This is a genomic window from Streptomyces sp. NPDC001351 (assembly GCF_042896045.1).
Classification (GTDB): domain Bacteria; phylum Actinomycetota; class Actinomycetes; order Streptomycetales; family Streptomycetaceae; genus Streptomyces.
On record NZ_JBIAWS010000017.1, the window covers coordinates 106,409 to 131,626 of the forward strand.

25 protein-coding genes are annotated in these 25,218 nt (G+C 70.5%); 9 read left to right on the forward strand and 16 right to left on the reverse strand.

Features of this window, described 5'->3' with window-relative positions; all coding sequences use genetic code 11:
- Positions 1–171: 171 nt before the first annotated feature.
- Together ACFY1U_RS42610 and ACFY1U_RS42615 are read left to right on the forward strand one after the other, a co-directional pair.
- Positions 172–1,269, forward strand: a complete 1,098-nt coding sequence (locus ACFY1U_RS42610; RefSeq protein ID WP_390699458.1) for a sodium-dependent transporter — start codon at positions 172–174, stop codon at positions 1,267–1,269.
- 48 nt (positions 1,270–1,317) lie between these two features.
- The gene (locus ACFY1U_RS42615) at positions 1,318–1,776 is read left to right on the forward strand and encodes a pyridoxamine 5'-phosphate oxidase family protein (RefSeq protein WP_390699459.1); all 459 of its coding nucleotides are present in this window, start codon (positions 1,318–1,320) and stop codon (positions 1,774–1,776) included.
- 562 nt (positions 1,777–2,338) lie between these two features.
- Here the strand turns inward: ACFY1U_RS42615 and ACFY1U_RS42620 are convergent.
- On the reverse strand, positions 2,339–2,776 hold the full coding sequence (locus ACFY1U_RS42620) for an Lrp/AsnC family transcriptional regulator (RefSeq protein ID WP_390699460.1): 438 nt from the start codon (positions 2,774–2,776) through the stop codon (positions 2,339–2,341).
- 171 nt (positions 2,777–2,947) lie between these two features.
- On the opposite strand from ACFY1U_RS42620, the gene ACFY1U_RS42625 reads away from it, so the two are divergent.
- Positions 2,948–4,222: an ArgE/DapE family deacylase gene (locus tag ACFY1U_RS42625; protein WP_390699461.1), complete on the forward strand. Its 1,275-nt coding sequence runs from the start codon at positions 2,948–2,950 to the stop codon at positions 4,220–4,222.
- Positions 4,223–4,400: 178 nt separating this feature from the next.
- On the opposite strand, the gene ACFY1U_RS42630 is transcribed toward ACFY1U_RS42625, so the two are convergent.
- From ACFY1U_RS42630 to ACFY1U_RS42655, 6 genes are all read right to left on the reverse strand, one after another.
- Positions 4,401–5,309 carry an oxidoreductase gene (locus tag ACFY1U_RS42630; protein ID WP_390699462.1) on the reverse strand — a complete coding sequence of 303 codons (909 nt, stop codon included), beginning with the start codon at positions 5,307–5,309 and terminating at the stop codon, positions 4,401–4,403.
- A 153-nt stretch (positions 5,310–5,462) separates the two neighbouring features.
- On the reverse strand, positions 5,463–6,128 hold the full coding sequence (locus ACFY1U_RS42635; protein WP_390699463.1) for an SRPBCC family protein: 666 nt from the start codon (positions 6,126–6,128) through the stop codon (positions 5,463–5,465).
- Positions 6,109–6,486, reverse strand: a complete 378-nt coding sequence (locus tag ACFY1U_RS42640; protein ID WP_390699464.1) for an ArsR/SmtB family transcription factor — start codon at positions 6,484–6,486, stop codon at positions 6,109–6,111. The genes ACFY1U_RS42635 and ACFY1U_RS42640 overlap by 20 nt, the downstream gene beginning before the upstream one ends.
- A 101-nt stretch (positions 6,487–6,587) precedes the next feature.
- A complete protein-coding gene (locus tag ACFY1U_RS42645) occupies positions 6,588–7,910 on the reverse strand; it encodes an aldehyde dehydrogenase family protein (protein ID WP_390699465.1) in 1,323 nt (440 codons plus the stop codon).
- A gap of 121 nt (positions 7,911–8,031) precedes the next feature.
- The gene (locus tag ACFY1U_RS42650; RefSeq protein ID WP_390699466.1) at positions 8,032–9,228 is read right to left on the reverse strand and encodes an RNA polymerase sigma factor; all 1,197 of its coding nucleotides are present in this window, start codon (positions 9,226–9,228) and stop codon (positions 8,032–8,034) included.
- Positions 9,228–9,584 carry a YciI family protein gene (locus tag ACFY1U_RS42655; RefSeq protein WP_390699467.1) on the reverse strand — a complete coding sequence of 119 codons (357 nt, stop codon included), beginning with the start codon at positions 9,582–9,584 and terminating at the stop codon, positions 9,228–9,230. Before ACFY1U_RS42655 ends, ACFY1U_RS42650 begins: the two co-directional genes overlap by 1 nt.
- Positions 9,585–9,682: 98 nt before the next feature.
- On the opposite strand from ACFY1U_RS42655, the gene ACFY1U_RS42660 reads away from it, so the two are divergent.
- Positions 9,683–10,738 (forward strand): acyl-CoA dehydrogenase family protein, encoded by a 1,056-nt coding sequence (locus ACFY1U_RS42660; RefSeq protein WP_390699468.1) that lies wholly within the window; start codon positions 9,683–9,685, stop codon positions 10,736–10,738.
- Positions 10,738–11,088 (forward strand): nuclear transport factor 2 family protein, encoded by a 351-nt coding sequence (locus tag ACFY1U_RS42665; RefSeq protein ID WP_390699469.1) that lies wholly within the window; start codon positions 10,738–10,740, stop codon positions 11,086–11,088. Before ACFY1U_RS42660 ends, ACFY1U_RS42665 begins: the two co-directional genes overlap by 1 nt.
- Here the strand turns inward: ACFY1U_RS42665 and ACFY1U_RS42670 are convergent.
- The 6 genes from ACFY1U_RS42670 to ACFY1U_RS42695 all read right to left on the reverse strand — a co-directional run bounded on the left by ACFY1U_RS42670 (position 11,085) and on the right by ACFY1U_RS42695 (position 16,676).
- A complete protein-coding gene (locus tag ACFY1U_RS42670; protein WP_390699470.1) occupies positions 11,085–12,230 on the reverse strand; it encodes an LLM class flavin-dependent oxidoreductase in 1,146 nt (381 codons plus the stop codon). The two genes, ACFY1U_RS42665 and ACFY1U_RS42670, sit on opposite strands and share 4 nt — an antisense overlap.
- Positions 12,231–12,273: 43 nt before the next feature.
- Positions 12,274–13,458, reverse strand: coding sequence for an SfnB family sulfur acquisition oxidoreductase (locus tag ACFY1U_RS42675; RefSeq protein WP_390699471.1), 1,185 nt, complete (start codon positions 13,456–13,458; stop codon positions 12,274–12,276).
- Positions 13,459–13,463: 5 nt separating this feature from the next.
- Positions 13,464–14,018 carry an NADPH-dependent FMN reductase gene (gene ssuE, locus ACFY1U_RS42680; protein ID WP_390699472.1) on the reverse strand — a complete coding sequence of 185 codons (555 nt, stop codon included), beginning with the start codon at positions 14,016–14,018 and terminating at the stop codon, positions 13,464–13,466.
- Positions 14,019–14,112: 94 nt separating this feature from the next.
- Positions 14,113–15,330, reverse strand: coding sequence for an acyl-CoA dehydrogenase family protein (locus ACFY1U_RS42685; RefSeq protein WP_390699473.1), 1,218 nt, complete (start codon positions 15,328–15,330; stop codon positions 14,113–14,115).
- A gap of 29 nt (positions 15,331–15,359) precedes the next feature.
- Positions 15,360–16,481 (reverse strand): dimethylsulfone monooxygenase SfnG, encoded by a 1,122-nt coding sequence (sfnG, locus tag ACFY1U_RS42690; RefSeq protein ID WP_390699474.1) that lies wholly within the window; start codon positions 16,479–16,481, stop codon positions 15,360–15,362.
- A 111-nt stretch (positions 16,482–16,592) separates the two neighbouring features.
- Positions 16,593–16,676, reverse strand: coding sequence for a putative leader peptide (locus tag ACFY1U_RS42695; RefSeq protein WP_350760414.1), 84 nt, complete (start codon positions 16,674–16,676; stop codon positions 16,593–16,595).
- Between the two features lie 138 nt (positions 16,677–16,814).
- Between ACFY1U_RS42695 and ACFY1U_RS42700 the strand changes: the two genes are divergently transcribed.
- Entirely contained in the window at positions 16,815–17,732 is a 918-nt protein-coding gene (locus ACFY1U_RS42700; protein ID WP_390699475.1) for a LysR family transcriptional regulator, read from the forward strand.
- A 12-nt stretch (positions 17,733–17,744) separates the two neighbouring features.
- On the opposite strand, the gene ACFY1U_RS42705 is transcribed toward ACFY1U_RS42700, so the two are convergent.
- Positions 17,745–17,936: a hypothetical protein gene (locus ACFY1U_RS42705; protein WP_365842278.1), complete on the reverse strand. Its 192-nt coding sequence runs from the start codon at positions 17,934–17,936 to the stop codon at positions 17,745–17,747.
- Positions 17,937–18,143: 207 nt separating this feature from the next.
- Between ACFY1U_RS42705 and ACFY1U_RS42710 the strand changes: the two genes are divergently transcribed.
- Complete coding sequence (locus ACFY1U_RS42710; protein ID WP_390699476.1) at positions 18,144–18,587, forward strand: SPW repeat protein; 444 nt, start codon at positions 18,144–18,146, stop codon at positions 18,585–18,587.
- Positions 18,588–18,663: 76 nt separating this feature from the next.
- Here ACFY1U_RS42710 and ACFY1U_RS42715 read toward each other — a convergent pair whose 3' ends face one another.
- Both ACFY1U_RS42715 and ACFY1U_RS42720 read right to left on the reverse strand, forming a co-directional pair.
- A complete protein-coding gene (locus ACFY1U_RS42715; RefSeq protein WP_390699477.1) occupies positions 18,664–19,434 on the reverse strand; it encodes an ArsR/SmtB family transcription factor in 771 nt (256 codons plus the stop codon).
- A 169-nt stretch (positions 19,435–19,603) separates the two neighbouring features.
- Positions 19,604–21,061 carry an APC family permease gene (locus ACFY1U_RS42720; protein WP_390699478.1) on the reverse strand — a complete coding sequence of 486 codons (1,458 nt, stop codon included), beginning with the start codon at positions 21,059–21,061 and terminating at the stop codon, positions 19,604–19,606.
- Positions 21,062–21,218: 157 nt separating this feature from the next.
- On the opposite strand from ACFY1U_RS42720, the gene ACFY1U_RS42725 reads away from it, so the two are divergent.
- Positions 21,219–22,403, forward strand: coding sequence for an ROK family protein (locus ACFY1U_RS42725; protein ID WP_390699479.1), 1,185 nt, complete (start codon positions 21,219–21,221; stop codon positions 22,401–22,403).
- Positions 22,404–22,507: 104 nt separating this feature from the next.
- On the forward strand, positions 22,508–25,210 hold the full coding sequence (locus ACFY1U_RS42730) for a sugar-binding domain-containing protein (protein WP_390699480.1): 2,703 nt from the start codon (positions 22,508–22,510) through the stop codon (positions 25,208–25,210).
- Positions 25,211–25,218 lie beyond the last annotated feature (8 nt).

A 25,218-nucleotide genomic window follows, 5' to 3' on the forward strand; every position in this document is an offset into this window, starting at 1 on the left:
CTGTAGTCACTCGGCCGCGGCATGCTTCCGCGCCCGCACCGATCACACGAAAGGGGCAGCCCACCATGACCACAGGGCCCCGCACACAAAGGCACGCGAGCACCCCGGTGGGCCGCTTCGCGATACCGGCGCCTCTTCTCCGCCCCAGCCCCACGACGGAAGAGCGCCGCCATGAGCCTTCGACCCGCGAAGACCACCGCCGATCACCAGCCGCGACCGCCCCGGCGGCCCCGCGCGTTCGCCCTGCTCCGGCGCCATCTCGGCGCGGCGATCGTCCTGGCCTACGCGGCCGCGGCGCTGCTGCCCGCTCCTGGCCTGTGGCTGCGGCACCCGCACCCGATCGGCATCCCCGGTCTCGCTGAACTCTCCCTCAGGACACCGCAGTTACTGCTCGCGCTCGTGCTGTTCAGTGCCGGTCTCCAGGTGCCGCTGCGTGAGCTGCGGCTGCTGCTGAGGCGCCCGGCCGCTCTGGTCGCCGGGCTCGTGCTGCACGTGGTGGCGCCGTTGTTGATCGTCCCCGGGGTCGCGTTCGCGCTGCGGCACTCCCCCGACCAGGACGGCGGCAGCGGCATGGTCGCCGCGATGATCCTGATCGTCTCGATGCCGGTGGCGGCCGGGGCCACGGTGTGGACCGCCAAGGGGGACGGCGACCAGCCGACGGCTGTCGGACTGGTCCTCGCCTCCACGCTGGTCAGCCCACTGACGGTGCCGTTGACCCTGGCGGTGCTGTGCCCGCTGCTGCGCGGCGAGTACGCGGGCCGGCTGGCCGACGCGGCGCAGACCGCCGGGCACGCCTTCGCGCTCACCTCGGTCGTGCTGCCCTGCGGCGCGGGGCTGCTGTGCCGACTGCTCCTGCCCCGGCGGGCGTCGGAGGGGCTCGTCGGCGCCGCCGTAGCCGTGGCTCTCCCGGCTTCCCTGCTGTTGACGTATGTGAACGCCAGCGGCGTGCTGGGGCCGTTCCTGCGTCATCCGCGCCCGGCGCTGCTGGCCGGCGCGCTGGCCGTCGCGGCGACGGTGTGCGGGCTGTCCTTCGCGCTGGGGCGGATCGCCGCCCACGCCCTGCGGCTGGATGCGAGAGCCGGCGCGTCCGTGACACTGGCCTGCGGGATGAACAACAGCAGCGCCAGTGCCGTGTTGATCACGACGACGCTGCCCGACCGTCCGCACATCCTGCTGCCCGTGCTGGCGTACGGGCTGCTGCAGAAGATGGCGGCGGGACGGGTGGTGCGCGGGTTCGGTTCCAGGACAGAAGGAGGCCTACGGACCTAGGACTGCGGCCCGAGGTGCGATCCCGGACGCGCCGGTAGCGTCCCGGGCATGAAGATCACCGAGCCGTCCCGCAGCCCCGAACAGCGCAAGCAGGACGTACTGGCCCGACTGACGCGGGAGTTGGACATCTGGGTCGCCACCGCCGACGAAGGCGGGCTGCCGTGCCTGGTGGCGCTGTGGTTCGCCTGGGACGGGGAGGCGGTCTGGATGTCCACGCGGGTCACCAACCCCACGGGCCGCAATCTGCGCGACGGCGGGCGCACCCGGCTGGCGCTCGGCGACACGCGGGACGTGGTGCTCGTCGACGGGGACGTGGAGACGTTCGCCGGGCAGGACGTGCCGGCCGCGGCGGCCGACGCGTTCGTGGCGAAGACGGGGTGGGACCCGCGCAGGGACAGCGCGTCGTACGCCTTCTTCCGGGTGCGGCCGCGTGGCGTGCAGGCCTGGCAAGGAGAACATGAGCTGCCCGGGCGGCATCTGATGCGGGACGGCGTGTGGGCGGTCTGAGGCGACCGGGCGCGGCGGCTGAAAGGCCGCCGCCGATGGCCCCTCGACCTACCGACTTCCTCGGGGTGTTGTCGGGGGTGATCCCTGCGGTGGGCCGGTGGTATGCGGTACACACCGGGTGGCGGGCTGACCGCCGAGAAGCGACGGCTTTGTGAGCGGATCCGCTACGAGACAGGTGAGCGGCTCACCACCCATCGGGCAACCAGGATGCGTGAGTACGCGACCGCACACGAGTGGCTCACTGTCATCCAACTGCCTTCCCGTTCCCGGGACTTGAATCCGGTCGAGGGTGTCTGGTCGCTGTTACGGCGCGGACCGCCGGCCAACACCGCCTTCACCGACGACGAGCACCTCGAACGCACCCTCCGCCGGGGCCTACGTCATATCCGGCTCCGGCCCGACCTCATCGACTGCTGCCTGGCCGGCACCAGACTGACCCTCACCCAGCAGCCGACAACAACCCGAGGAAGTCAGGAGCCACCGAGGCGACCACCGGTCTGCCGCGTCGGCCCGAGGCCGGCGGACGCCGGCCTCGGCACTCGCGGTGGTCCCACGGCGTCGGTCACACACGAGGCCGGTTCAACAGCCGGGAGAGCACGATGGCGCTCTCGGTCCGTTCCACGGGAGCGGTGGCGCGCACGCGTTGGATGGCCTGTTCCAGGTGGGGGATGTCTTTGGCGAGCATGTGGACGACTGCGTCGGCGGCGCCCGAGACGGTACAGGCTTCGACGACCTCGGGGATGGCCCCCAGGGCTTGGCGCAGTTCGGCGGGGGTGGGATTGCCGGTGCAGTAGACCTCGACGAACGCTTCGGTATGCCAGGCCAACGCCTGAGGATCGACGAGAGCGGTGAAACCGCGGATCGCTCCGGCGGCCACGAGGCGGTCGAGACGCCGCTTGGCGGCGGGCGCGGACAGCCCGGACGCCTTGCCGATCTGGGCGTAGGTGGCCCGTGCGTCGTGCAGCACGTACCGGATGATCGCTTGATCGATGGCGTCCATGACCTCACTCCAGACGTCGGAACCTACGGCCCCAGCGCAAGAAAAAGCCACGAGCTCGCCGACATTGCAAGAAAGCGACAGCAGGCAGCAGCAAATGGCGATTGCTTGCGTTGGTCCGCCGAACATAGTCTCCGGCTTGTCCTGATGTCACGTGCGGGGAGCAGTGGTGAGATGACAGCAAGCCTGAGCGATGTGGAAGCCTCGGCTCTGGCCGCGGTGGACGAGGCGGCCATCGCCCGGCTGCTGCTGGAACTTCTCGCTGTTCCGAGCGTGACGGGCAGCGCCGCGGAGTCCGAGGTTCAGCACGTCCTGGCCCGGCATCTGATGCGGATGGACCTCGATGTCGACCTGTGGTCCATGAACCTGCCCGAGCTGCGTGACCATCCCCGTTTTCCCGGCAGCGAGGCCCCGCGCACCGAGGCATGGGGCCTGGTGGGCGGCACGGTACCCCTGGGCGACGGGCCGACCCTGATCCTCCAGGGGCACGTCGACGTCGTCCCGTCCGGAGACCTGGCGCGTTGGGAGGGCGACCCCTTCCGGCCCCGGGTCACCGGGGACGTGGTGCACGCACGAGGAGCGTGCGACATGAAGGCGGGGGTGGTGGCGATACTCGCCGCCCTGGCCGCGATACGGGAGGCGGGCGCAAGGCTCCGCGGCCAGGTGTCCGCGCATTTCGTGGTCAGCGAAGAGGACGGAGGGCTCGGGGCGTTCGGCACCCTGCAACGCGGCCACACCGGCGATGCCTGCATCATCACCGAACCGACCAGCGGCGCGGTCATGACCGCGAACGCCGGCGCCCTCACCTTTCGCATCCAGGTACCCGGCCGCGCCACCCACGGCAGCACCAGATACGTGGGAGTGAGCGCCATCGACGCCTATCTGCCCATCCACCGCGCGCTCGCCCATCTGGAAGCCCGCCGCAACGTCGGCGCCGACCCGCTCATGTCCGAATACCCCATCCCCTACCCGCTGTCCGTCGGTACCGTGCATTCCGGCGACTGGGCCAGCAGCGTGCCCGACCTGCTGGTGGCCGAGGGAAGACTGGGCGTCCGGCTGGGCGAGGATCCGGCCCAGGCACGCATCGAACTGGAGGCGTGCGTGGCCGAAGCCTGCGCGGCCGACCCCTGGCTGCGCTCCCACCCCGCCACGGTGACCTGGCCCGGCGGGCAGTTCGCCAGCGGACGGCTGCCGGCCGGGCATCCGCTCGCGGCCCAGGTCGCCGACGCGCACGCCGACGTCACCGGCGGCCCGCGACCCTCCGAGCGAGGCGCCCCCTACGGCAGCGACCTGCGCCTGTACTCCGGAGCGGGCATCCCCACGCTGCAGTACGGCCCGGGCGACGTACGCCTCGCACACGGTCCACAGGAGCAGGTCCGTCTCAGCGACATCGTCACCGTCACCCGGGCACTGGTGCTCGCCACACTGCGCACGGTCGGCACCAAGTAGCAGCCCCCGGCCCCACCCCCTACCGGCTGCCTGTGCCCCGGCGGAAGTCACTGTTGCGGCGCGCCGGAGGCGGTCGCAGGGGTGGCCGACCGCGGTTCCGACCGTACGGCAGTCCTCGGCCGCCGGCCCACCGCAGGGATCACCACCCGTCACCACCCCCCACAACACCCCGAGGAAGTCAGTGATCGGACTTGCCGTGCAGGGCGTCGAGTCGCTCCAGCTCGTCGGCGGTGAGGCGGAGCGCTCCTGCTGCCACGTTCTCGGCCAGGTGGTCGGGGTTGCCGGTACCGGGGATGGCCAGGACGTGCGGTCCCTGGTGCAGCGTCCAGGCGATGCGGACCTGGCTAGGGCTCGCGTCGTGGGCGCGGGCGACGGCGAGCACTTCCTCGTCGTACGTGGTGCTCGCGCCCTTCTCGCCGCCGTCGCCGGCTACGGCGAAGAACGGTACGAAGGCGATGCCCTGTTCGCCGCAGAGGCGCAGGACTTCGTCGGTGGCGGGGTCGCGGTGCTCGAGCCCGTACCGGTTCTGCACGCACACCACCGGCGCGATGGCCTGCGCCTCGGCAAGGTGCCGGGGCTCCACCCCGGAGATGCCCAGGTGCCGGACGAGTCCCGCCTCGCGCAGCTCGGCCAGCGCGCCGAAGTGCTCGGCGATCGAGTCCTGCTCGGTGCGGCGGAAGTTGACGACGTCAAGGTGGTCGCGGCCGAGCTGGCGCAGGTTCTCCTCCACGTGACCGCGCAGCTGGTCGGGGCGGGCCGGACTGCCCCACTCCCCCCAGTAGTTGCGGTAGGGCCCCACCTTCGTGGTGATGACGAGGTCGTCCGGGTACGGGGCCAGCGCGCTGTTGATGATCTCGTTGGCGGACCGCAGCCGGGAGAAGTAGAAGGCCGCGGTGTCGATGTGGTTCACGCCGAGCTCGATCGCCTGCCGCAGCACGGCGATCGAGCGCCCGCGGTCGCTGGGTGTCCCGTGATGGAAGGCGGCACTGCCCGTCAGCCGCATCGCTCCGAAGCCGATCCGGTTGACGGCCAGGTCACCGAGTTTCCACGTTCCCGCGACGTCCGCGGTGATCGTTTGCGAGGTCATCGGCGGAGTCTCGCACACGCGGGGCTTACCGACGCGGGGACTTTGCGGACACCTGTACGAAGTTGAGGGCGCCGGTCAGCAGGAGAGGTTGTCGCCGGGGGCGACGCCGAGGATGGCGGTGATGCGCGGACAGGCGCCGATGATCCCCTGCGGTCAGCTCGCGTCCCCTTCGCCCGGGTCGCCGCCCTCCGCCGTTCCCGTATAGGCCGCCGTGGTCCGGTCCGCCGCCTCGCGTGCCGTCTTCTCGTCCTCGCCGCCGGCGAGATTCGCCGCGTACCAGGCTTCGCTGCTGGACGCCATGAAGCGACGGCCCTCGTCCGAACCCATCCAGGCCATGAATTTCTTCGGGTCGACGGCCGCGCCACCGCTCGCCAGATGCAGGGAGAGCCCCCGGACCATCAGGTCCCATCCCACACCGACGGCACCCGGGCCGAACTCCGCCCACTTCGTGTCGTCGACATGAGCGATGTGCTCCAGCTGGAAGCGTGTCCCGTCCCCTTCGGAGGTCAGGTGCAGCTCGATCCAGCTGACCTCGCCGCCGTACTCCCAGGTCGCCGAGAAGCTCTTGGGCGGGTCGCAGCGCTCGATCACACCGCCCGCGTTGCCTTCGAGCTGATAGCGGCCTCCCAGGCGCAGTTCTCCCGTCACGGGCAGGAGCCAGCGGGGGATGCGCCCGGGGTTCGTACAGGCGTCCCACACATCATCGAGCGGGGCGTCGTAGGTCCGGGTCACGGTCACCACGCGTGCCTCGCCTGCCTTGAAGGTGCGCCGGCCGACCTGCCGGCGCACGTCGCTGATGTCATGAGTCACGTCGGTCATGGGTGCTCCTCGGGGTTTCGTCGGCATCCCGGAGTCGGCGCGCCCGTTTGCCGCGCGCCAGCTCGGTGGCCAGGGCGTCCAGATGCGGGGTCCAGAAGCGGCGGAAGCGGTCGAGCCAGGCGTCTATGTCCTGCAGCGGCTCGGCATTGACCGCGTACAGGCGCCGGGTTCCTTCGGGGCGGACGGTCGCGAACCCGTTCTCCCGCAGCACCTTCAGATGCTGTGACACTCCGGGCTGCGAGATCCCGAACTCCTCCCCGATGACCTCGCAGACCGCTCCCGAGGTCATCTCACCGTCGGCCAGCAGCTCCAGGATCCGCCGACGCACCGGGTCCCCGAGCACATCGAAGGCGTGCATACGGCCACTGTATCAGCCATCGCTTATATAAGCAGTTGCCGATACTGCGGCTCGAAAAGCGCCCGGCCGTGTCGCACGGCCGGGCGTTCTCCTCGCCGGATTCAGTTCAGCGGCTTGTGCAGCACCGCCTTGCGGTGGCTGAACGTCTCGATCGAATAGCGGCCGTGGTAGCTGCCCATGCCGCTCTCGCCCACTCCGCCGAACGGCAGGTCCGAGACGGTGAGATGGGCCAGCGGCAGGCCGTGGCCGAGAGCGCCGGAGGACGTCTCGGCGGCGATCCGGCCGCGGGTCTCCTCGGACTCGGAGAAGACGTACAGGGCAAGGGGCTTGTCGCGATCGTTGATGAAGTCGATCGCCGCGTCCAGGTCGGGCACCGTGACGATCGGCAGGATCGGGCCGAAGATCTCTTCCTGCATGACGGGCGCCTTGGGGTCGACGTCGGCCAGGACGGTCGGCGCGATGTACTTCCTCGTACGGTCGCTGCTGCCGCCCACGACGACGCGGCCCGAGTCGAGCAGGCCCGAGAGCCGGTCGAAGTGCCGTTCGTTGACGATCCGGCCGTACTCGGTGGATGCGGACGGGTCGCTGCCGTACAGCGCCTTCACGGCGCGGGTGAACGCGGGCTCCAGGGCGGCGGCGGTGCCCGGGTCGGTCAGGACGTAGTCGGGGGCGACGCAGGTCTGCCCGGCGTTGAGGAACTTGCCGCGGGCCAGCCGGTCCGCGACGACGTCGATATCGGTGTCGCGGTCGACGAACGCCGGGGACTTTCCGCCGAGTTCGAGGGTGACCGGGGTGAGGTGCTCGGCGGCGGCGCGCATGACGATGCGGCCGACGGCGCCGTTGCCGGTGTAGAAGATGTGGTCGAAGCGCTCGGCCAGCAGGGCCGTGGTTTCCGGGATGCCGCCCTCGACGACGGCGACCGCGTCGGTGTCGAGGTAGGCGGGCAGCAGACGGGCGAGCGCGGCGGAGGTGGCGGGGGCGAGTTCGCTCGGCTTGGCGACCACCGCGTTGCCCGCGGCGAGGGCGCCGACCAGCGGGGCGAGCAGGAGCTGGGCGGGGTAGTTCCAAGGGGCGATGACGAGGACGACGCCGAGCGGGTCGTACTGCGTCCAGGCGCCGGCGTCCGCGCCGAGGTGGGCCGGGACCGGGGCGGCTTCGGGGCGCAGCCAGTCGGCGAGGTGGTCGAGGGTGTGGTCGATCTCGCGGATCGTGAAGTCGATCTCGGTGCGGTGGGCCTCGGTGGCGCTCTTGCCCAGGTCGGCGTGGAGGGCGGCGGCCAGGTCGGGGCCGTTGTCCGCGAGCAGTTCGCGCAGGCGGCGCAGCTGGGCGGTGCGCCACTCGACAGGCTTGGTGCGGCCGGTGCGGAAGGTGGCGCGCAGCCGGGCCACGACGTCGGCGGACTGCTCGGGGGTGGAGGGGTTCACGATGCCTCGCTGCAGAAACGATCAGGGTCAGGTGTATATGCCAACCTTTCATACACCAAAATAAATCCCGGCGCCGGAGAACTACTTTCCGCAGCGAGCTGGTCACGCGCGGGCGTGCCCGTCACATGTGGCCGAGCTCCTGCCGCCGCCGCTCCAGATAGGCGCGTTCCGCCTGGCTCTGAGAGTGCGCGATGGCCGCCTCGTACGCCCGTACCGCCTCGGTGTCGCGCCCCAGGCGGCGCAACAGGTCGGCGCGAACGGCATGGAAGACGTGGTAGCCGTCGAGATCCAGCGCCTCGACGCCCTCCAGGGCTTGGCGGGGCCCCTCGGTCTCGGCGACGGCGACCGCCCGGTTCAGGCCCACGACGGGGTTCGGCGCGAGGGCCAGAAGCTGGTCGTACAGCTGACGGATCTGGCCCCAGTCGGTGGCATCGGCGTTGGGCGCGTCGCTGTGGACGGCCTGGATGGCGGCCTGGATCTGGTACGGGCCGGGCTGGTTGCGGCGCAGGCAGCGGCGGACCAGCGACTGCCCCTCGGCGATCAGCTCCCTGTCCCAGCGGCTGCGGTCCTGCTCCGGCAGCGGTACCAGCGCGCCGTGCTCGTCCAGCCGGGCAGAGCTGCGGGAGTCGACGAGGAGCATCAGCGCGAGCAGGCCGGTCACCTCGGGCTCGTCGGGCATGAGCTCGGACAGGAGGCGGCCGAGGCGTACGGCCTCCGCGCACAGGTCGGGGCTGCCGCCATACCCCTCGTTGAAGATCAGGTAGACGACCGCCAGAACGCCCTTCAGGCGGTCCGGGAGGTCCGCGTCGCGGGGCACGCGGTAGGGGATGCGGGCGTCGCGGATCTTCGCCTTGGCGCGGACGAGGCGCTGGGCCATCGTCGGCTCGGGTACCAGGAAGGCGCGCGCGATCTGCGGCGTGGTGAGGCCGCCGAGGAGGCGCAGGGTCAGGGCGACCTGCGCCTGGGGGGCGAGCGCCGGGTGGCAGCAGGTGAAGATCAGGCGGAGCCGGTCGTCGCGCACGGGGCCCTCCTCGGCCGGTGCGTCGGGGGTGTGCAGCAGGGCCGCCTCGGCATGGCGGGCCTCGCGGGAGGACTCGCGGCGCAGCCGGTCGATCGCGCGGTTGCGCGCGGTGGTGATGATCCAGCCGGCCGGGCTCGGCGGCACACCGGCCTCCGGCCAGCGCTGCACAGCCGTCGTGAAGGCGTCCTGCACCGCTTCCTCGGCGAGGTCGATGTCGCCGAGGAAGCGGACGAGGACGGCGACGGCGCGGCCGTACTCCGCGCGGAAGACGGCCTCGACGTCGACGGACGGGGACATCACTCCTCGGCCTGGTGCATGAACGGGCGCACCTCGATGGGCAAGGTGGTCGCCCAGGTAGCCTTCCTGCCCCATTCCAGGGCCGCGTCCAGGTCGGGGGCCTTGATCAGGCAGATGCCTCCCAGGTACTCCTTGCCCTCGGCGTACGGCCCGTCGGTGATCAGGACGTCGCCGTCCCGGGGCCGCAGCACGGTGGCCGTCTCGGGCCCGTGCAGCCCGCCGGCGAAGACCCAGGCGCCGGCCTCGCGCAGTTCCGCGTGGAAGGTGTCGAGGTTGCGGACGATCTCCGCCATGGCCTCGGGTCCGGGCGGCGTTCCGTCGGTCGGGGTGATCACGCTGAGCAGGTAGTACTGCATGCCGTCCTCCTTGGCATCGTGTCGTTCTGTCACCTCCTACACGAACGGAACACCCCCGGATCGACACCGCGCACGACGACATCGGGAGAATCTTCCACATGACCGCCGCAGCGCACCCCCTCGTCTCCACCGCCCGCGCCCTCGCCGCCGACCTCCTCGCCCCGAACGCGGCGCGTGTCGACCAGCAGGGGGTGCCCGCGAGCCACATCGAGGCCGTCCGGCGGTCGGGGCTGCTGGGTGTGAGCGCGCCGCGGGAGTACGGCGGGGCGGGCGCTCCCGACCCGGTGGCACGTGAGGTCCAGGAGATCCTGGCCGGGGCGTGCTGCTCGACGTGGTTCGTGCAGACCCAGCACCACACTCCGGTGCGGCTCCTGGCGAGGTCCGAACTCCCCGTGCGGGAGCGGCTGTTGGGTCCGCTGGCCTCCGGTGAGCTGCTGGCCGGGATCGCCTACGCCCATGTCCGGGCCTTTCCCCGGGTGCCCGTGCGGGCCACGGCAAAGCGGGACGGCTGGCGGTTCGACGGCACGGTGCCCTGGTACACGGGCTGGGGGCTGAACGACGTGATGCTGCTCGCGGGCGTGACCGACTCGGCCGAGATCGTCTTCGCGTTCGCCGACGCCCGCGATCAGCCGGGGCTGCGCGCCTCGCAGCCGATGCAGCTGGCGGCGCTCACCGCCGCCCGTACGGTCTCGCTGGAGCTGGACGGCCTGTGGCTGCCGGAGGAGAGCGTGGTGCTGCGCACCCCGCAGGAGAAGTTCGCTCTCATCGACCTGCCCCGGAGCACGAACGCCTCCCCGGCCGTTTTCGGGGTGGCGTACGCCGCACTGCGCGTGCTGGAGGACACCGGCGAGCCGGAGACCGCCCGGGGGCTGCGCGACCGCCTCGACGAGGTGCGGCGGCAGGCGTACGAGCTGGCCGATCACCCCGTTCCGCACGAGCGTGTCGCGGAACGGCTGGCGCTCAAGACGCGGTCCTACGACCTCATGCGTGCGGCCACGACCGCGGCGGTCGTGGCCGGGGGCGGCCGCACCATGGACGTAAGCCATCCCGCCCAGCGACTGGCCCGCGAGGGCCTGTTCCTGCTGGTGCAGGGGCAGACGTCGGTGGTGCGGCGGGCGCACCTCGACGCGCTCACGGAGATCCAGGAGGCCTGATGGTGAAGAGTCCGACCGATGTCGTCCAGGCGGCGTTCCGGTACTACCGGTCGCAGGACCGCGAGGCGGCCCTGGCGCTCTACGCCGAGGACTTCTCCTTCACCAGCCCGCAGGACGACCACCTCGACAGGGCGGCCTTCTTCGAGCGGTGCTTCCCGACTGCGGACCGGTTCGTGGAACAGCGGATGCTGCATGTCGTGCCCGCCGACGAGGAGCTCGTACTCGTCCACTACGAGTACGAGCTCACGACCGGCGACCGGTACCGCAATGTCGAGGCGATCACCGTCCGGGACGGGCTCGTCCGGGAGGTGCAGGTCTTCTTCGGCGGCAGGGTCGGCGCGAGGGGCTAGCTCGCGAACGGCACCTGTGCCGAGGGTGCGGCCGGCTGGGCGAACGGGTGCTGCCACAGCCCCTGTGCGGCCAGGCGCGGCAGCACGCCCTCGCCGAACCAGTACGCCTCCTCCAGGTGCGGGTAGCCGGAGAGCACGAACTCCTCGATGCCGAGGGCCGCGTACTCCTTGATCCGCTCGGCGACCTCGTCGTGGCTGCCGACCAGGGCGGTGCCCGCGCCGCCGCGGACCAGGCCGATGCCCGCCCAGAGGTTGGGGTGGATCTCCAGGCCGTCGCGGTTGCCGCCGCCGTGCAGAGCGAGCATCCGCTGCTGGCCCTCGGACTCGCTGCGGGCGAGGCCGGCCTGGACGGACTCGACGGTCTGCGGGTCGAAGCCGTCGAGGAGCCGGTTCGCCTCCGCCCACGCCTGTTCGGAGGTGTCGCGGGTGATCACGTGCAGCCGGATGCCGAAGCGCAGGGTGCGGCCCTGCTCGGCGGCGAGCCCCCGGATCCAGGCGATCTTCTCGGCGACCTGGGCGGGCGGCTCGCCCCAGGTGAGATAGGTGTCGACGTACTTGGCCGCGACCTCTCCGGCGGCGGGCGAGGACCCGCCGAAGTACACCTCGGGGACCGGGTCGGGCACCCGGGCGAGCTTGGCGTCCGCCACCTGGAGGTGCTCGCCGTGCAGGTCGACGGTCTTGCCCTCCCACAACGCCCGGACGATTTCCAGGAATTCGCCGGTACGGCGGTAGCGGGCGTCCTTGTCCAGGAAGTCGCCGTAGGCCCGCTGCTCGTGGCTCTCGCCGCCCGTGACGACGTTGAGGAGCAGCCGTCCGCCGCTCTGCCGCTGGAAGGTGGACGCCATCTGCGCGGCCAGCGTCGGCGAGACGAAGCCGGGGCGGAAGGCGACCAGGAACTTCAGGCGTTCGGTGTGCTGGCTGACCATGGCGGTGGTCAGCCACGCGTCCTCGCACCAGGCGCCCGTGGGGGTGAGCGCCCCGACGAAGCCCAGGTCCTCCGCGGCCTTGGCGATCTGGCTCAGGTAGGCCACCGTCGGCGGCCGGTCCCGGCCGGAGACGGTGGCGGGGGTGCCGTGGCCGCCGCCCACGACGTGCCGGCTGTCGCCGTTGGTGGGCAGGAACCAGTGGAAGGTGAGGGACACGTGGGGTCTCCGATCAGAGGTGTCGCTGGTGTCGCGGATCGCGCTAGAGGAGTCCGTGGCGGGGTGGCCGGGTGCCGTTCAGCACGTACCGGCCGATGTGCTGGATCTTCCAGCGGGTCGGGTCGTGCAGGGTGTGGGTGCGGGCGTCGCGCCAGTGCCGGTGCAGGTTGAGGGAGTTGAGCGCGGACCGGGTACCGGACACCTCGAACAGGGCGCTCGCCACCTCGACCGCCGTCTGCGCGGCCTGCACCTTCGCCGCGGCGACCGCGATGGACGCCTCGGCCGTCGTGTCGTCGGTGAGGTCGGTGCGCGCCGCGTCGACCGCACGGGCGGCCTCATGGAGGAGGGCCTCGGACGCCCGTACCTGCAAGGCGAGTTCGCCGAACCGCTGGATCAGCAGCGGATCCTCTGCGGCCGTCTCGACGCCGCTCTCGAACCACGGACGGCTCTTCGTCCGTACGAACTCGACGGCTTCCGCGAGGGCGCCCGACGCGATGCCGGCGTCGATCGCGGCGTGCAGCAACTGGGCGACGGCTCCATGGAGTTGGGGTCCCTCGAAGGTGAGGTGGTGGGGCAGGACACGGTCGCCCGGCACCGGGACGCGTTCGAGACGGACCGTGCCGCTGGCGGTGGTGCGCTGTCCCAGGCCGTCCCAGTCGTCGATGACGGTGAGGCCGGGGGCGTCCGCGGGGACGTAGGCGACGTGCAGTTTGTCGTCCTCGGCGCGGGCCAGCACCGGGATCCAGTCGGCGAAGAGGGCCCCGGTGGAGTAGTGCTTGACACCGGTGAGGAGGTAGGAACCGTCCGGCTGCGGTTCGAGGCGGGTGCGGATGTCCTGGACGTGTTTGGTGCCCGCCTCGGACTGGGCGTTGCCGAAGCGGCGGCCGGCGAGCAGCTCGGCGAAGAAGAACTTCCGCTGTTCCTCGGTGCCCTGACGGCGGATCACATTGACGTAGGCGAAGTGGCTCTGGGGGATCTGGGCGAGGCTGCCGTCGGCCGAGGCGAGCAGCCGGAAGATCTCGGCGAGGGTGAGCGCGGTGACGTCCGCGCCGCCGTGCTCGGCGGGGACGGTGACCGCGAGCAGCCCGGAGGCGGACAGCCGGTCCAACTCCTCGCGCGGGAGCCTGCGTTCGGCGTCCCGGGCGGCGGCCCCGGCGCGGAACTCCTCGGCCAGGGCGGCCGCGACGGCGAGGGCCTCCGCGTCGTCGGCGATGACATGGGCGGACACGGCGCTCAGCTCGCCGCGGCCAGGAGCCGGGTGCGACCGAGGGCCGTCGAGAACTGGTCGACGACCTGGGCGAGGGCCTCGGTGGCGGCCGGCGCGACGGTGAGCCGGCCGTCCTCGTGCACGGTGATGTCCTTGTCGAGGGTGAACCAGCCCTGCACGATGTGGCCGGCGCCCATGGAGGACAGGACCGGGCGCAGCGCGTAGTCGATGGCCAGGACGTGGGCGGTGGAGCCGCCGGTGGCCAGTGGCAGCACGGTCTTGCCGGTCAGCGCGTACTGCGGGAGCAGGTCGAGGAGCGCCTTGAGGACCCCGGAGTAGGACGCCTTGTAGACGGGGGTGCCGACGACGACGCCGTCGGCCTGCGCGAACAGTTCGGTGGCCTCGACGATGGCGGGGTGTTTGAAATCCGCGCCGAGCAAAGCCTCGGCGGGAATGGTGCGCACGTCGAGCGGGATCACCTCGTGGCCTTGTGCGATCAGCCTCTTGTCCAGGTGACGCAGCAGGCGGTTGGTGCGGGAGGAGGCGGAGGGGCTGCCGGAGACGGACAGGACGGTGGCCATGGGTCCTCTTTCAGGGATGCACGGGATGCGCCGGGAGGCGTCCTCATGCGAGGAGGCGGGGCGCCCGCGCGCGGCGGGCGCCCCGGGGAAAGGGTCAGGAGTACCAGGTGGGTTCGGGCAGTTCGCCTTCGAGGACCCAGCGGCCGACCTCGCGCCGCTTGTAGGCGACGGGGTCGTGCAGGGTGTGGGTGCGGATGTTGCGCCAGAACCGGTCGAGGCCCTCGGAGGTGGCGGTGGAGCGGGCGCCGGTGACTTCGAAGATGCGGTTCGCGATCTCCAGGGCGACATCCGTGGCGCGTGCCTTGACGGCGGCCACCCGCACCTCGAAGTCGCCGCGGGTCTGCTCCGTGACGGCGTCGGGGTCGTCGTGCAGCTTCTGCCCCTCGACGGCGACGGCGTCGGCGAGCGCCTCGACGGCCCACAACTTGGCGGTGAGGTCGCCGTAGGTGTCGATGACGTAGGGCTCGTCGACCGCGCGCTCGTGGCCGCCGTGCAGCCAGGACCGGGACTTGGTGCGGGTGTAGGTGGCCGCCGTCTCCAGGGCGCCGCCCGCGATGCCCAGGTAGAAGTTGACGAAGACCAGTTGGATGGTGGGGACGTTGAGCGTGTTGTACGTGCGCGGCTGGAACTGCTTGTCGACGTAGCCGGCCGCGGAGGACCAGGGGGTGCGCACTCCGTCGAGGGTGACGCCGCCGCTCTCGGTGAGCCGCTGGCCGATGTTGTCCCAGTCGTCGTGGAAGGTCAGGCCCTCGCTGTCGGAGGGCACGATGGCGAAGACGTGGTTGTCCGTGCCCTCCAGGACGCCTTCGAGGACGGTGACGTCGGAGACCTTGCTGCCGGTGGAGAATGACTTGCGGCCGGTGAAGACGAGGTCGTCGCCGTCCTCGGTGACGATGACGTCCTTGTCGCGGGGGTTGACCGCTCCCCCGAAGAACCAGCGGCCGCGGCTGGCCTCGGCCTCCACCTGCTCCCACTGCTCGCGGGTGCCGACCAGACGGGCGGCCCAGAACCACAGGTAGTGGTAGCCGAGGAGCTGGCCGATGGAGCCGTCGGCCTTGGCGACCTCGCGGACGACGCGGTAGGCGGTGGGCCAGTCCTGGCCTGCGCCGCCGTGCTCGGTGGGGCCGAGCAGGGTGACGAGGCCGGCGTCCTTCAGGAGCTGGACCTCGGCGTAGGGGGTGGCTCCGGCGCGGTCGCGCTCCGCGGCGTCGGTGGCGAGGACGGCGGCGACCTCGGCGGCGCGGGAGATCCAGTCCTGGGCGGTCCGCGGGGCGGGGAGGGTGGTCCAGTCGGTGGGCGTGACGGTGCTCATGCTGATGACCTCTTTCGCGGTGGGGGCGCTCAGGCGTGCACGGGGACGGACTCGGGCTCCGTGTCCGGGAGCCCTGCCTCGAGTTCACGCACGAGCGGCAGCACCCGCTTGCCGAAGTACTCGACCTCCTCGTGGTAGTGCAGGAAGCCGAGGAGCAGGAGGTCCACGCCGAGCTTCTTGTAGGCGACGATGCGCTCCGCGATCTGCTCGGGGGTGCCGATGAGCCCCGTACGGAAGCCGTCGTTGTACTGGACCAGATCCTCGAAGGAGGAGTCCTGCCACATGCCCTTCTTGTCGGCGGTGGACTGTCCCGCCTGCTTCACCGCGGCGCCGAAGCCCTCGACGGCCTCGGTGTCCGCCTTGGCGACGATCTCGCGGAGCGTGTCCCGGGCCTCGGCCTCCGTGTCACGGGCGATGAGGAAGCCGTTGAGGCCGAACTTCGGTGCCCTGCGGCCGACTTCGGCGGCGGACTCGCGTACGTCGTTGATCTGCTCGGTGACTCCGTCGAAGTCCTTGCCGTTGGAGAAGTACCAGTCGGAGACCCGGCCGGCCATGGCGCGGGCCGCGGTGGAGTTGCCGCCCTGGAAGATTTCCGGGTGCGGCCGCTCGGCGGTGTTGAGGGGCTTGGGCTTGAGGGAGAAGTCGCGCAGCCGGTAGAAGTCGCCGGAGAGTTCGGTGTGGTCCTCGGTCCAGATCTGGCGCAGGGCGCGGATGAACTCCTCGGAGCGGCGGTAGCGCTCGTCGTGTTCCAGCCAGGGCTCTCCGAGGGCGGTGAACTCGCCCTTGAACCAGCCGGATACGACGTTGACGGCGAAGCGGCCGTTCGAGAGATGGTCGGCGGTGGCGCCGAGCTTGGCGAGGACGCCGGGGTGCCACAGGCCGGGGTGGACGGCCGCGATGACCTTCAGACGCTGGGTGGCGAGGAGCAGGGCGAGGCTGAAGCTGGTCGACTCGTGCTGGTACTCGGCGCCGTAGCTGGCCATGTAGCGGACCTGGCTGAGCGCGTAGTCGAAGCCGTTGTTCTCGGCGAGGACGGCGAGTTCGCGGTTGTACTCGTATCCCCAGTCGGTGCGCTGCTCGATCTTGCTGGTGACGAGTCCCCCGCTGACGTTGGGGACCCAGTAGGCGAATTTCACGGGCGCGGCAGGCATGCGTGACTCCTGTTGCGGAATGTTTCCGGGCACGCCGAATTCAAGCCGTGCAGTGGCGCGGCGAATTCAGGCGGAGCAGAGGGAAAGAGGCGGCGGATTCAGAGAGGTCGATCAGGCCGCGGCGCAACAGGAGGCGCTGGAGACGCGCGCGAGGTCGACATGGCGTCGCCGCGTGAGGTCCAGTCGCATCTTCATGCCGTCGATCGTGGCAGTCGGCTCCGCGGGCCGTCAAGGAAAACCCGACCGGTCTCGCATCCCGGACCATTGAATTTCACGAACGTGTGACAGGGAAACCCTTGAACACGCCGGGAATCGGGCCGCATTCTGCTGGGTGTGCGGACGGAACAACTGGAATACATCGCGGCCGTGACCCGGCTCGGTTCACTGCGCCGGGCCGCGGAGGAACTCCGTCTTTCCCAGCCCGCGTTGAGCGAGACGGTGCGCAATCTGGAACGTGAACTGGGAGTCGACCTGCTGGAGCGCAAGCGGTCCGGGGCGACGATGAGCGCGGAGGGCCGGGAGCTGCTGCCGCACATCATCGATGTGCTGGACGCGGTGGACCGGCTGCGCAGCGCGGCGGGAGAGCAGCACAGGATCAGCAGGATGGTCCGGGTCGGCACGGTGAACGCCGCCACGGTCCCGCTGCTCATCCCGGCCGTGCAGGCCTTCCGGACGGCTCATCCGATGACACAGGTGGAGGTGGTGGGCGCCCAGCAGTCCGAGATCCACCGGGCGCTCCTTGAGGGCGGTTTCGACCTCGGTCTGGTGAACCACCTGGACGGCGACGATCTGCCCGCCGACTTCGAGAGCACCGAACTGCTGCGTGGGCGTCCGGTGTTGTGTCTGCGCCCGGACAGTCCGCTCGCCGCGTTGTCCGCGGTCACGGTGGACGATGTCCTCGATGGTCCGGAGCCGGTGATCGCGATGCGCTCCGGCTATGTCATGCACCGTTATGCCCACCGGCTGCTGCGGGGCCGCTCCCCCGACTTCTCCTTCTCCACCGACGGCGCCGAGATGGGCAAGCTGATGGTGGCCGAAGGACTGGGTGCCACGCTCCTGCCGGACTTCAGCGTCATCGGCGACCCGCTGGAACGACGGGGCTCGATCACCTACCGCCGGATCTCCGACGACTCCACCCAGGTTCTCCTGATGCTGCAGCGCCGTCGCGCCGTGTCCGTGCCCCGGGCGGCCCAGGACCTCTACGAGGTGTTCGTGCGCCGGGCGCGCGAGTTGGGCGGCTCCCTGACGTGAGTGCGCGCCGGGTCAGTCCTCGTCGGCCGGCACCACGACGAGGAACGCGTCCGACTTGAGATCCATGATCACCGTCGCGGGCCTGCCCTCGGCGCGGCAGCGCGCCGCGTACTCCTCCGCCGGCCACGATCCGCGCGGAGCTCCCGCAGGAAACCGCTCCAACACCTTCGCGCCCATAGCGGCAGCCACCTCCACTTGCGACATACGGTTACGACCCCTCCATGTCCGCATGCCCGCGATCTGCGCAGACATGTGCGGGAGCCGGAGGCGTGTCCCAGAGGCGCCTTCCGCCCCCAGTAACCCGCCAGCCACTACTCATAAAGATGAAATAAGAGCAGAATGGACTTACGCGGCGCTTACCCGCATACCGCACCAGACGCGGTCAGGCCTGCGAGTCAAAGGAGACGAGTCATGGCCAACGTCTCGCCCACCAGCAGGGGGGACATCACCACCCACCCTGATGTTTCCGAAATGCGGGATCGCTATGCCCGCATGCTTGGCGGTCGCGATGTGACGCTCTTGGACGGACCGGTGTTCCTGCTCGGTCTGTACTGCGCCGTATCCCCGTGGATACTTCACTACACGACGAGCCAGCCCCCGCTGGTCACGCACAACCTCGTCGTCGGCATCGCGATCAGCCTGCTGGCCCTCGGGTTCACCCGGGCCCCCGAGCGCATGTACGGCCTCAGCTGGGCGTTCTGCGCGGTGGGCATCTGGATGATCATCGCACCCTGGGTCGTCGGCACCAGCCCGGACACCGGTGTGGTCCTCAACAACATCATCATCGGCGCGCTCGCCGTGATCCTGGGGCTGATGTGCGCCGGTACGGCGGCGAGGAGCGCCCCCAGGCCGTAGGAACGGACCAGGAAAGGACGGCATGGCGGCCGGCCCGCGCTCTGCGCGGGCCGGCCCTCCCGCGTCCCGTCACCGTTCAGTGGCCGGGCACCGACCAGGGCTGCTGCGGCAGCGGACTGCCGGTCTCCAGCAGCGACTTGAGGTTCGACAGCACCGCCGGCCAGCCGCGGGAGACGTCCGACAGCGCGCCCTCGTCCCAGAGGTCCTCGTGGGTGACGGTGAGGCGGACGATGTCCTCGTGCGGCGTGATGTCGAAGGTCACCCGGGAGTGCTTGTCCTCCTGCCCCTCGTTCTGGGGGTCGACCCAGGTGGTGACCAGGCGGGTGGGGGGTTCGCTCTCCACGACGGTGCCGACGACGTCGGCGATGCGGGAGCCGTCCGTACGGACGTGTTCCCAGCGGGAGCCCTCCCGCCAGTCCGATTCGTTGCGGTGACCCCAGTAGGCCGCGGTCAGGTCCGCGTCGGTGAGTGCCTCCCAGACCTTCTCGGGCGTGCTTCGGATGTAGGTGACGTACACGTAACTGGGCTTGTCGGTCATGGTGGCTTCCTCGGCTCGTCGTTTGATGTCGCTCAGCGCGCTCAGGCGCGGCCGCTCGAACTTGTCGATCCACCGCTCCTGGATCTCGTGGAGCGGGACCGGGTTGAGGTAGTGCAGCTTCTCTCTCCCCCGCCGCACCGTGCCGACCAGGTTGGCGTCCTCCAGGACACCCAGATGCTGGGTCACCGACTGACGTGTCATCGCGATGCGCTCGCACAGCTCGCCGAGCGTCTGGCCGTTCTGCTCGTGCAGCCGGTCCAGCAGTCGTCTGCGGGTCTCGTCGGCCAGCGCCTTGAAGACCTTGTCCATCCCGGAGTCGTCATCTGATCGCACACTCAACGTTATGCAGGCAATTACCTGCATGTCAAGCCACGACGAAGCCGGACCGCACTTCTTGCCGTGGAACTCCCGGGTTGGCCCCGCGCCCCTCAGGGGCGCGGGGAACTGCGCGACCAGCCGCTACCGGCCCGCGATTTCATCAAGCGCCCGCGGGCTCCGCGTCCGACACCGCCGAGGCCGCCAGATACTCCTCCGCGATCTCCTTCGGACCGAACGGCCACACCTTCTCGAAGCGCGCCCAGAGCACATACGCGACGCAGCCCAGAGCCAGCCAGGCCAGCGACCACTCGATGGGATGGCGGCCCGGCGAGTTCTTGTCCGCGTAACCGTAGATCACACACCAGCCGACGAACGCGACGATGCTCGGCACCGGGTATAGCCACATGCGGTACGGCCGCCGCAGGGCCGGCTGGCGCCTGCGCAGCACGGTCAGCGCGACGATCTGGGCCAGCGCCTGGACGATCACCATCACCGTCGTCAGCAGCTGGATCAGTGTCGCCAGGTCCGTGTGCCGACCGATCAGGAAGCCCACGGCCGTGATCACGCCCATGGTCGCCAGGCCCAGCATCGGGAACCGGTGCTTGGGATGGAGCTTGGCGTAGGGGCGGAAGAAGACGCGTTCGCGGGCCGCGTCGTACGGCACCCGGGAGCCGCCCAGCAGGCCGGTGAAGACCGAGGCGAAGGCCGTGATCAGGATGAGGACGGTGACCGTGTCCGCCGCACCCTTGCCCCAGGTCTTCTCCAGGACCGCCGAGGCGACCGACGTGGACGCGATGTCGTCCGGGTTGGTCATACGGTGCCAGTCGATCACGCCGAGCGTGCCGATCTGCAGCAGCAGGTAGATCGCCATGATGCCGAGGATGGAGAAGATGATCGAGCGCGGCAGGATGCGTCCGGGGTCCTTGATCTCGGCACCCATGTAGGCCGTGGTGTTGTAGCCGAGGTAGTCGTAGATGCCGATGGTCAGGCCGCCGGCGAAGCCGAGCCAGAAGTGGTTGCTGCCCAGGTCGAAGGCGTGCGCCGGGTAGGTGAAGGCGAGATGCGTGCTGAAGTCCGTGGCGGCGGCCAGGATGACCAGCACCACCGAGGCGATCATGACGGCCCACATCACGGCGGTGATCCGGGCGATGTGCTCGATGCCCCGCCACAGCAGGATGACGACCAGGGCGATGATGCCGAGGCCGATCAGGTCGCCGGTGGTCTGCCCGAGGTGGGGGGCGAGATAGCCGAGGTACTGGACGAAGCCCACCACGCCGGTCGACATGATCAGCGGGATGAACAGCATCGCCGTCCAGACGAACAGGAACGGCATCAGCCGGCCCGTGCGGTACTGGAAGGCCTGGCGCAGATAGACGTAACTCCCGCCGGAGCCGGGCATCGCCGCGCCCAGCTCGGCCCACACCAGCCCGTCGGCGAGGGCGAGCAGCGCGCCGGCGATGAAGCCGATCACGGCCTGCGGGCCGCCGAACGCGGCGACCATGAGCGGGATCGTGACGAACGGGCCGATGCCGCACATCTGGCTCATGTTGATGGCGGTGGCCTGGAACAGGCCGACGCGACGGACGAAACCACCGTTGGGTGGCGGACTACCGGACATGAGGACTCCTGAAGCACCGGGCGCTGGGCTGTCCATGACTGACCTTGGCCGGCCTTGGTTCGCCCGGCGAGGCTGTTGGCCGATAAAGTTAAGGAGCCTAACTTGATGCGTCAAGAGGCTCCATCGAACGGCCCCGCGCATACGTGAGAATGGTGCGATGCCCGCCAGTGACGCCCCAGACCAGCAGGAACAGCCCTGGAACCGCCGGCGGCTGCGCAGCACCAACGAGCGGTTGCTGCTCGACCGGCTGCGCAGCGGCGGCGCCGCGTCGCGCGCCCAACTGGCCCGGGAGACCGGCCTGTCCAAGCCGACCGTCTCCAGCGCGCTCGCCGCACTGGAGACGGCAGGGCTGGTCCACGAGGTCGGCACCCTCGCACCGGAGCGCGGTCGCACCGCCGTGCTGTACGCGCCGGACCCGGCGGCGGGTTACGCCCTCGGCATCGACGTCGGCCGCAGCTGGCTGCGGGTCGCCGTGGCCGACCTGGACGGCACCGTCGTCGCCCGCTCCGACGTGCGCAACCGGGCCCGCAGCTCGGGCGCGATGGCCGACCTGGTGGTGGCAACGGCCCGTCAGGTGGTCGGCGGCTCGGGCGTGGCCGCCCAGGAGGTGGTCCACGCGGTGGTGGGCACTCCGGGCGTGTACGACGAGCAGCAGCGCCGGGTGCGCTATGCGATGCACCTGCCGGGCTGGGGGCGCGCCGGGCTCTTCGACCGGATGCGCGAGCAGCTGGGCGTTCCACTGGAGGTGCACAACGACGCCAATCTGGCGGCGCTCGGCGAGTACACCTACGGCGTCGGCGCGGACAGCCGGCTGTTCGCGTACATCCTGATCGGCACCGGTCTCGGGATGGGCGTGGTCAGCGAGGGGCGGCTGTTCACGGGCGCGCACGGGCTGGCCGGGGAGATCGGGTTCCTGCCGTGGCCCGGGCGGCAGAAGCCGGAGCGGCTGGAGGACGCGGTGTCGGGGGTGGCCGTGGTCGAGGCGGCACGCCGGTTCGGCCTGAGCGGGCAGCTGACCGCGAAGGCGGTCTTCGACGCGGCCCGGCAGGGAAACGACGCGGCGGTCAAGGCGGTTCAGCTGGAGGGCGAGCGGATCGCGCACACGGTGGCGGCGGCCGCGGCCGTGCTGGACCCGGATCTCGTGGTCCTGGGCGGCGGGGTGGGCCACAGCGTGGACCTGCTGCTGCGCCCGGTGCGCGAGCACCTGCGGTCGCTCACCCCGCTGCGGCCCAAGGTGGTGCCCAGCCGGCTCGGCGAGGACGCGGTGCTGCTGGGTGCGGTGGCCACGGCGCTCGGGACGGCGCGGGACGTCGTGTTCGAGCGCCGTTCGGCCGGGTCCTGACCAACTGGGCTATGGGCCGCGGTGATTGACACAGTCCGCTCGGCGCCCCTAGCGTGACCGCCGTTAGTAAAGTTTCCTAACTTTACGAAGGGGCTGGAGACTCCGTGAACAGACACCGTCTCGCCACGGCCGCCGTAGTCCTGGGTCTGTTGGGTTCCCTGACAACCAGCGCCTGGGCCGGACCCCATGGCCGGGGGACCGCCCCGCCGAGGCGGGTCACCCGCGTCTCCTCCGAGCCGGGCAGCACGACCGCGTTGACGGGCTACACGATCCAGTCGACGGCCAAGGTCTCCGACCCGCCGGCCGACATCTCCTCCCCCGGCTACCCGGCGACCGGCTGGTACCCGGCGGGCCCCCGCTCCACCGTCCTGGCAGCCCTGCTCGCGAACGACGTGTACGCGGACCCGTTCTATTCGACGAACCAGCAGAAGATCCCCAAGGCCGACTTCCAGATCCCCTGGTGGTACCGCTCGGACTTCACGGTCGCCGACACCTCCGAGCGCACCTACCTCGACCTCAGCGGCGTGATCTCGGCGGCCGATGTCTATGTCAACGGCCGGCAGGTCGCCACCGCGCAGGACGTCACCGGCGCCTACACCCGCCACGAACTGGACGTCACCTCACTCGTCCGCTCCGGCACGAACACGGTCGCCTTCCGCGTCCGCCCCAACGACCCGGACAAGAACCTGACCATGGGCTGGATCGACTGGCTCCAGCCACCGCCCGACGAGAACATGGGCATCGTCCGCGACGTCCTCGTCCACCGCGGCGGCCCGATCGCCCTGCGCGACGCCCACGTGGTCACCAGGCTGGACGTGCCCTCGCTCGCCTCGGCCGACCTGACGGTGAAGGCGCAGGTCCGCAACGACTCCGGCGCGCCCGTGACCACCACGGTCTCCGGCAGCGTCGGCACGACCACCTTCGAGAAGACCCTCACGCTGGCCGCGCACGAGACGAAACCCATCAGCTTCGTCCCGTCCGACGTCCCTGGCCTGCACCTGACCTCACCGAAGGTGTGGTGGCCGGCCGACATGGGCGGGCAGCCCCTCTACGACCTGAAGCTCACCGCGTCCGTCTCCGGCAGCGTCTCGGACACCACGCGGCAGCCCTTCGGCATCCGCGACGTGCAGGCGCCGCTGAACTCCGACGGCGCCCGCCAGTACCGCGTCAACGGCCGCAGGCTGCTGATCAAGGGCGGCGGCTGGTCTCCGGACGAGTTCCTGCGCTGGGACCGGACGTACGTCGAGGACCGGCTGAAGTACGCCCTCGACCTCGGCCTGAACACCATCCGTCTCGAAGGCCACCTGGAACCGGACGAGTTCTTCGACCTCGCCGACCGCTACGGCATCCTCACGCTGCCCGGCTGGGAGTGCTGCGACAAGTGGGAGGGCCAGGTCAACGGCAGCGAGTCCGGCGACAAGTGGACCGCCGCGGACTACCCGGTCGCCAAGGCGTCGATGGCCGCCGAGGCCGCCCGGCTGCGCGACCACCCGAGCGTGATCTCCTTCCTGATCGGCAGCGACTTCGCACCCGACGCGACGATCGAGAAGAACTACCTCGACGCCCTGAAGGCCGCCGACTGGCCGGTCCCGGTGGTCGCCGCCGCCTCCGCCAACTCCTCCCCGCAACTGGGCAGTTCAGGCATGAAGATGACCGGCCCGTACGACTGGATCCCGCCGGACTACTGGTACGCCAAGCGCGAGGGCGGCGCCACGGGCTTCAACTCCGAGACCAGCGCGGGCCCCGACATGCCCACCCTCGACACCCTGCGCCGCATGATGACCCCGGCCGAACTCGACACCCTCTGGAGGAACCCGGACGCCAAGCAGTACCACCGCTCCCCGTCGTCGACCTTCGGCACCCTCAAGCTCTACGACGACGCCCTCACCGGCCGCTACGGCGCCCCGACGAGCCTGGCCGACTACGTCCGCAAGGCGCAGCTGGCCCAGTACGAGAACGTCCGCGCCCAGTTCGAGGCGTACGAGCGCAATGCCACCGACTCGTCGAAACCGTCGACCGGGGTCGTGTACTGGATGTTCAACAGCGGCTGGACCTCGCTGCACTGGCAGCTGCTGGACCGCTACCTCGACCAGGGCGGCGCCTACTTCGGGGCCAAGAAGGCGAACGAGCCGCTGCACGTCCAGTACTCGTACGACGACCGCTCGGTGGTCGTCGTCGACAACCGGCACTCGCCCGCCTCCGGGCTCACCGCCCGGGCCACACTGTTCAACCCCGACGGGACACAGAAGTACGACAGGACCGTCACCGGGGTGAGGGTGAGCGGGGACGGCGCGCACAGCATCGCACTCACCCTGCCGGCGTCGGTGACCGGGCTGGCGACCACCTATCTGGCGCGTCTGACGCTGAGCGACTCCTCCGGCAAGGAGGTCAGCAGGAACGTGTACTGGCTGTCCAGCAGGCCCGACACCCTCGACTGGGCCCACACCGACTGGTACTACACGCCGACGACGAGCTACGCCGACCTCAAGGGCCTCAGTCCCATGGCGCAGGTGCCGGTGTCGGCGACGGCCTCGACGGATGTGTCGGGGGAAACGGCGACCACGACCGTGACCCTGCGCAACACCGGCAGCGGGAAGACGCCGGCCCTGTTCACCGACGTCCATCTGGTCGACGCGCGGGGGAAGCCGGTGCTGCCCGTCGAGTGGTCGGACAACGAGGTCGGTCTCTGGCCGGGCGAGACGGTCACTCTGACCGCCACCTGCCGGACGGCGGATCTGCACGGGTCGCTGCCGCGGGTGCGGGTCTCCGGGTGGAACACACCGGAGCGGACGGTCCCGGCCGCATGACCGTGCGG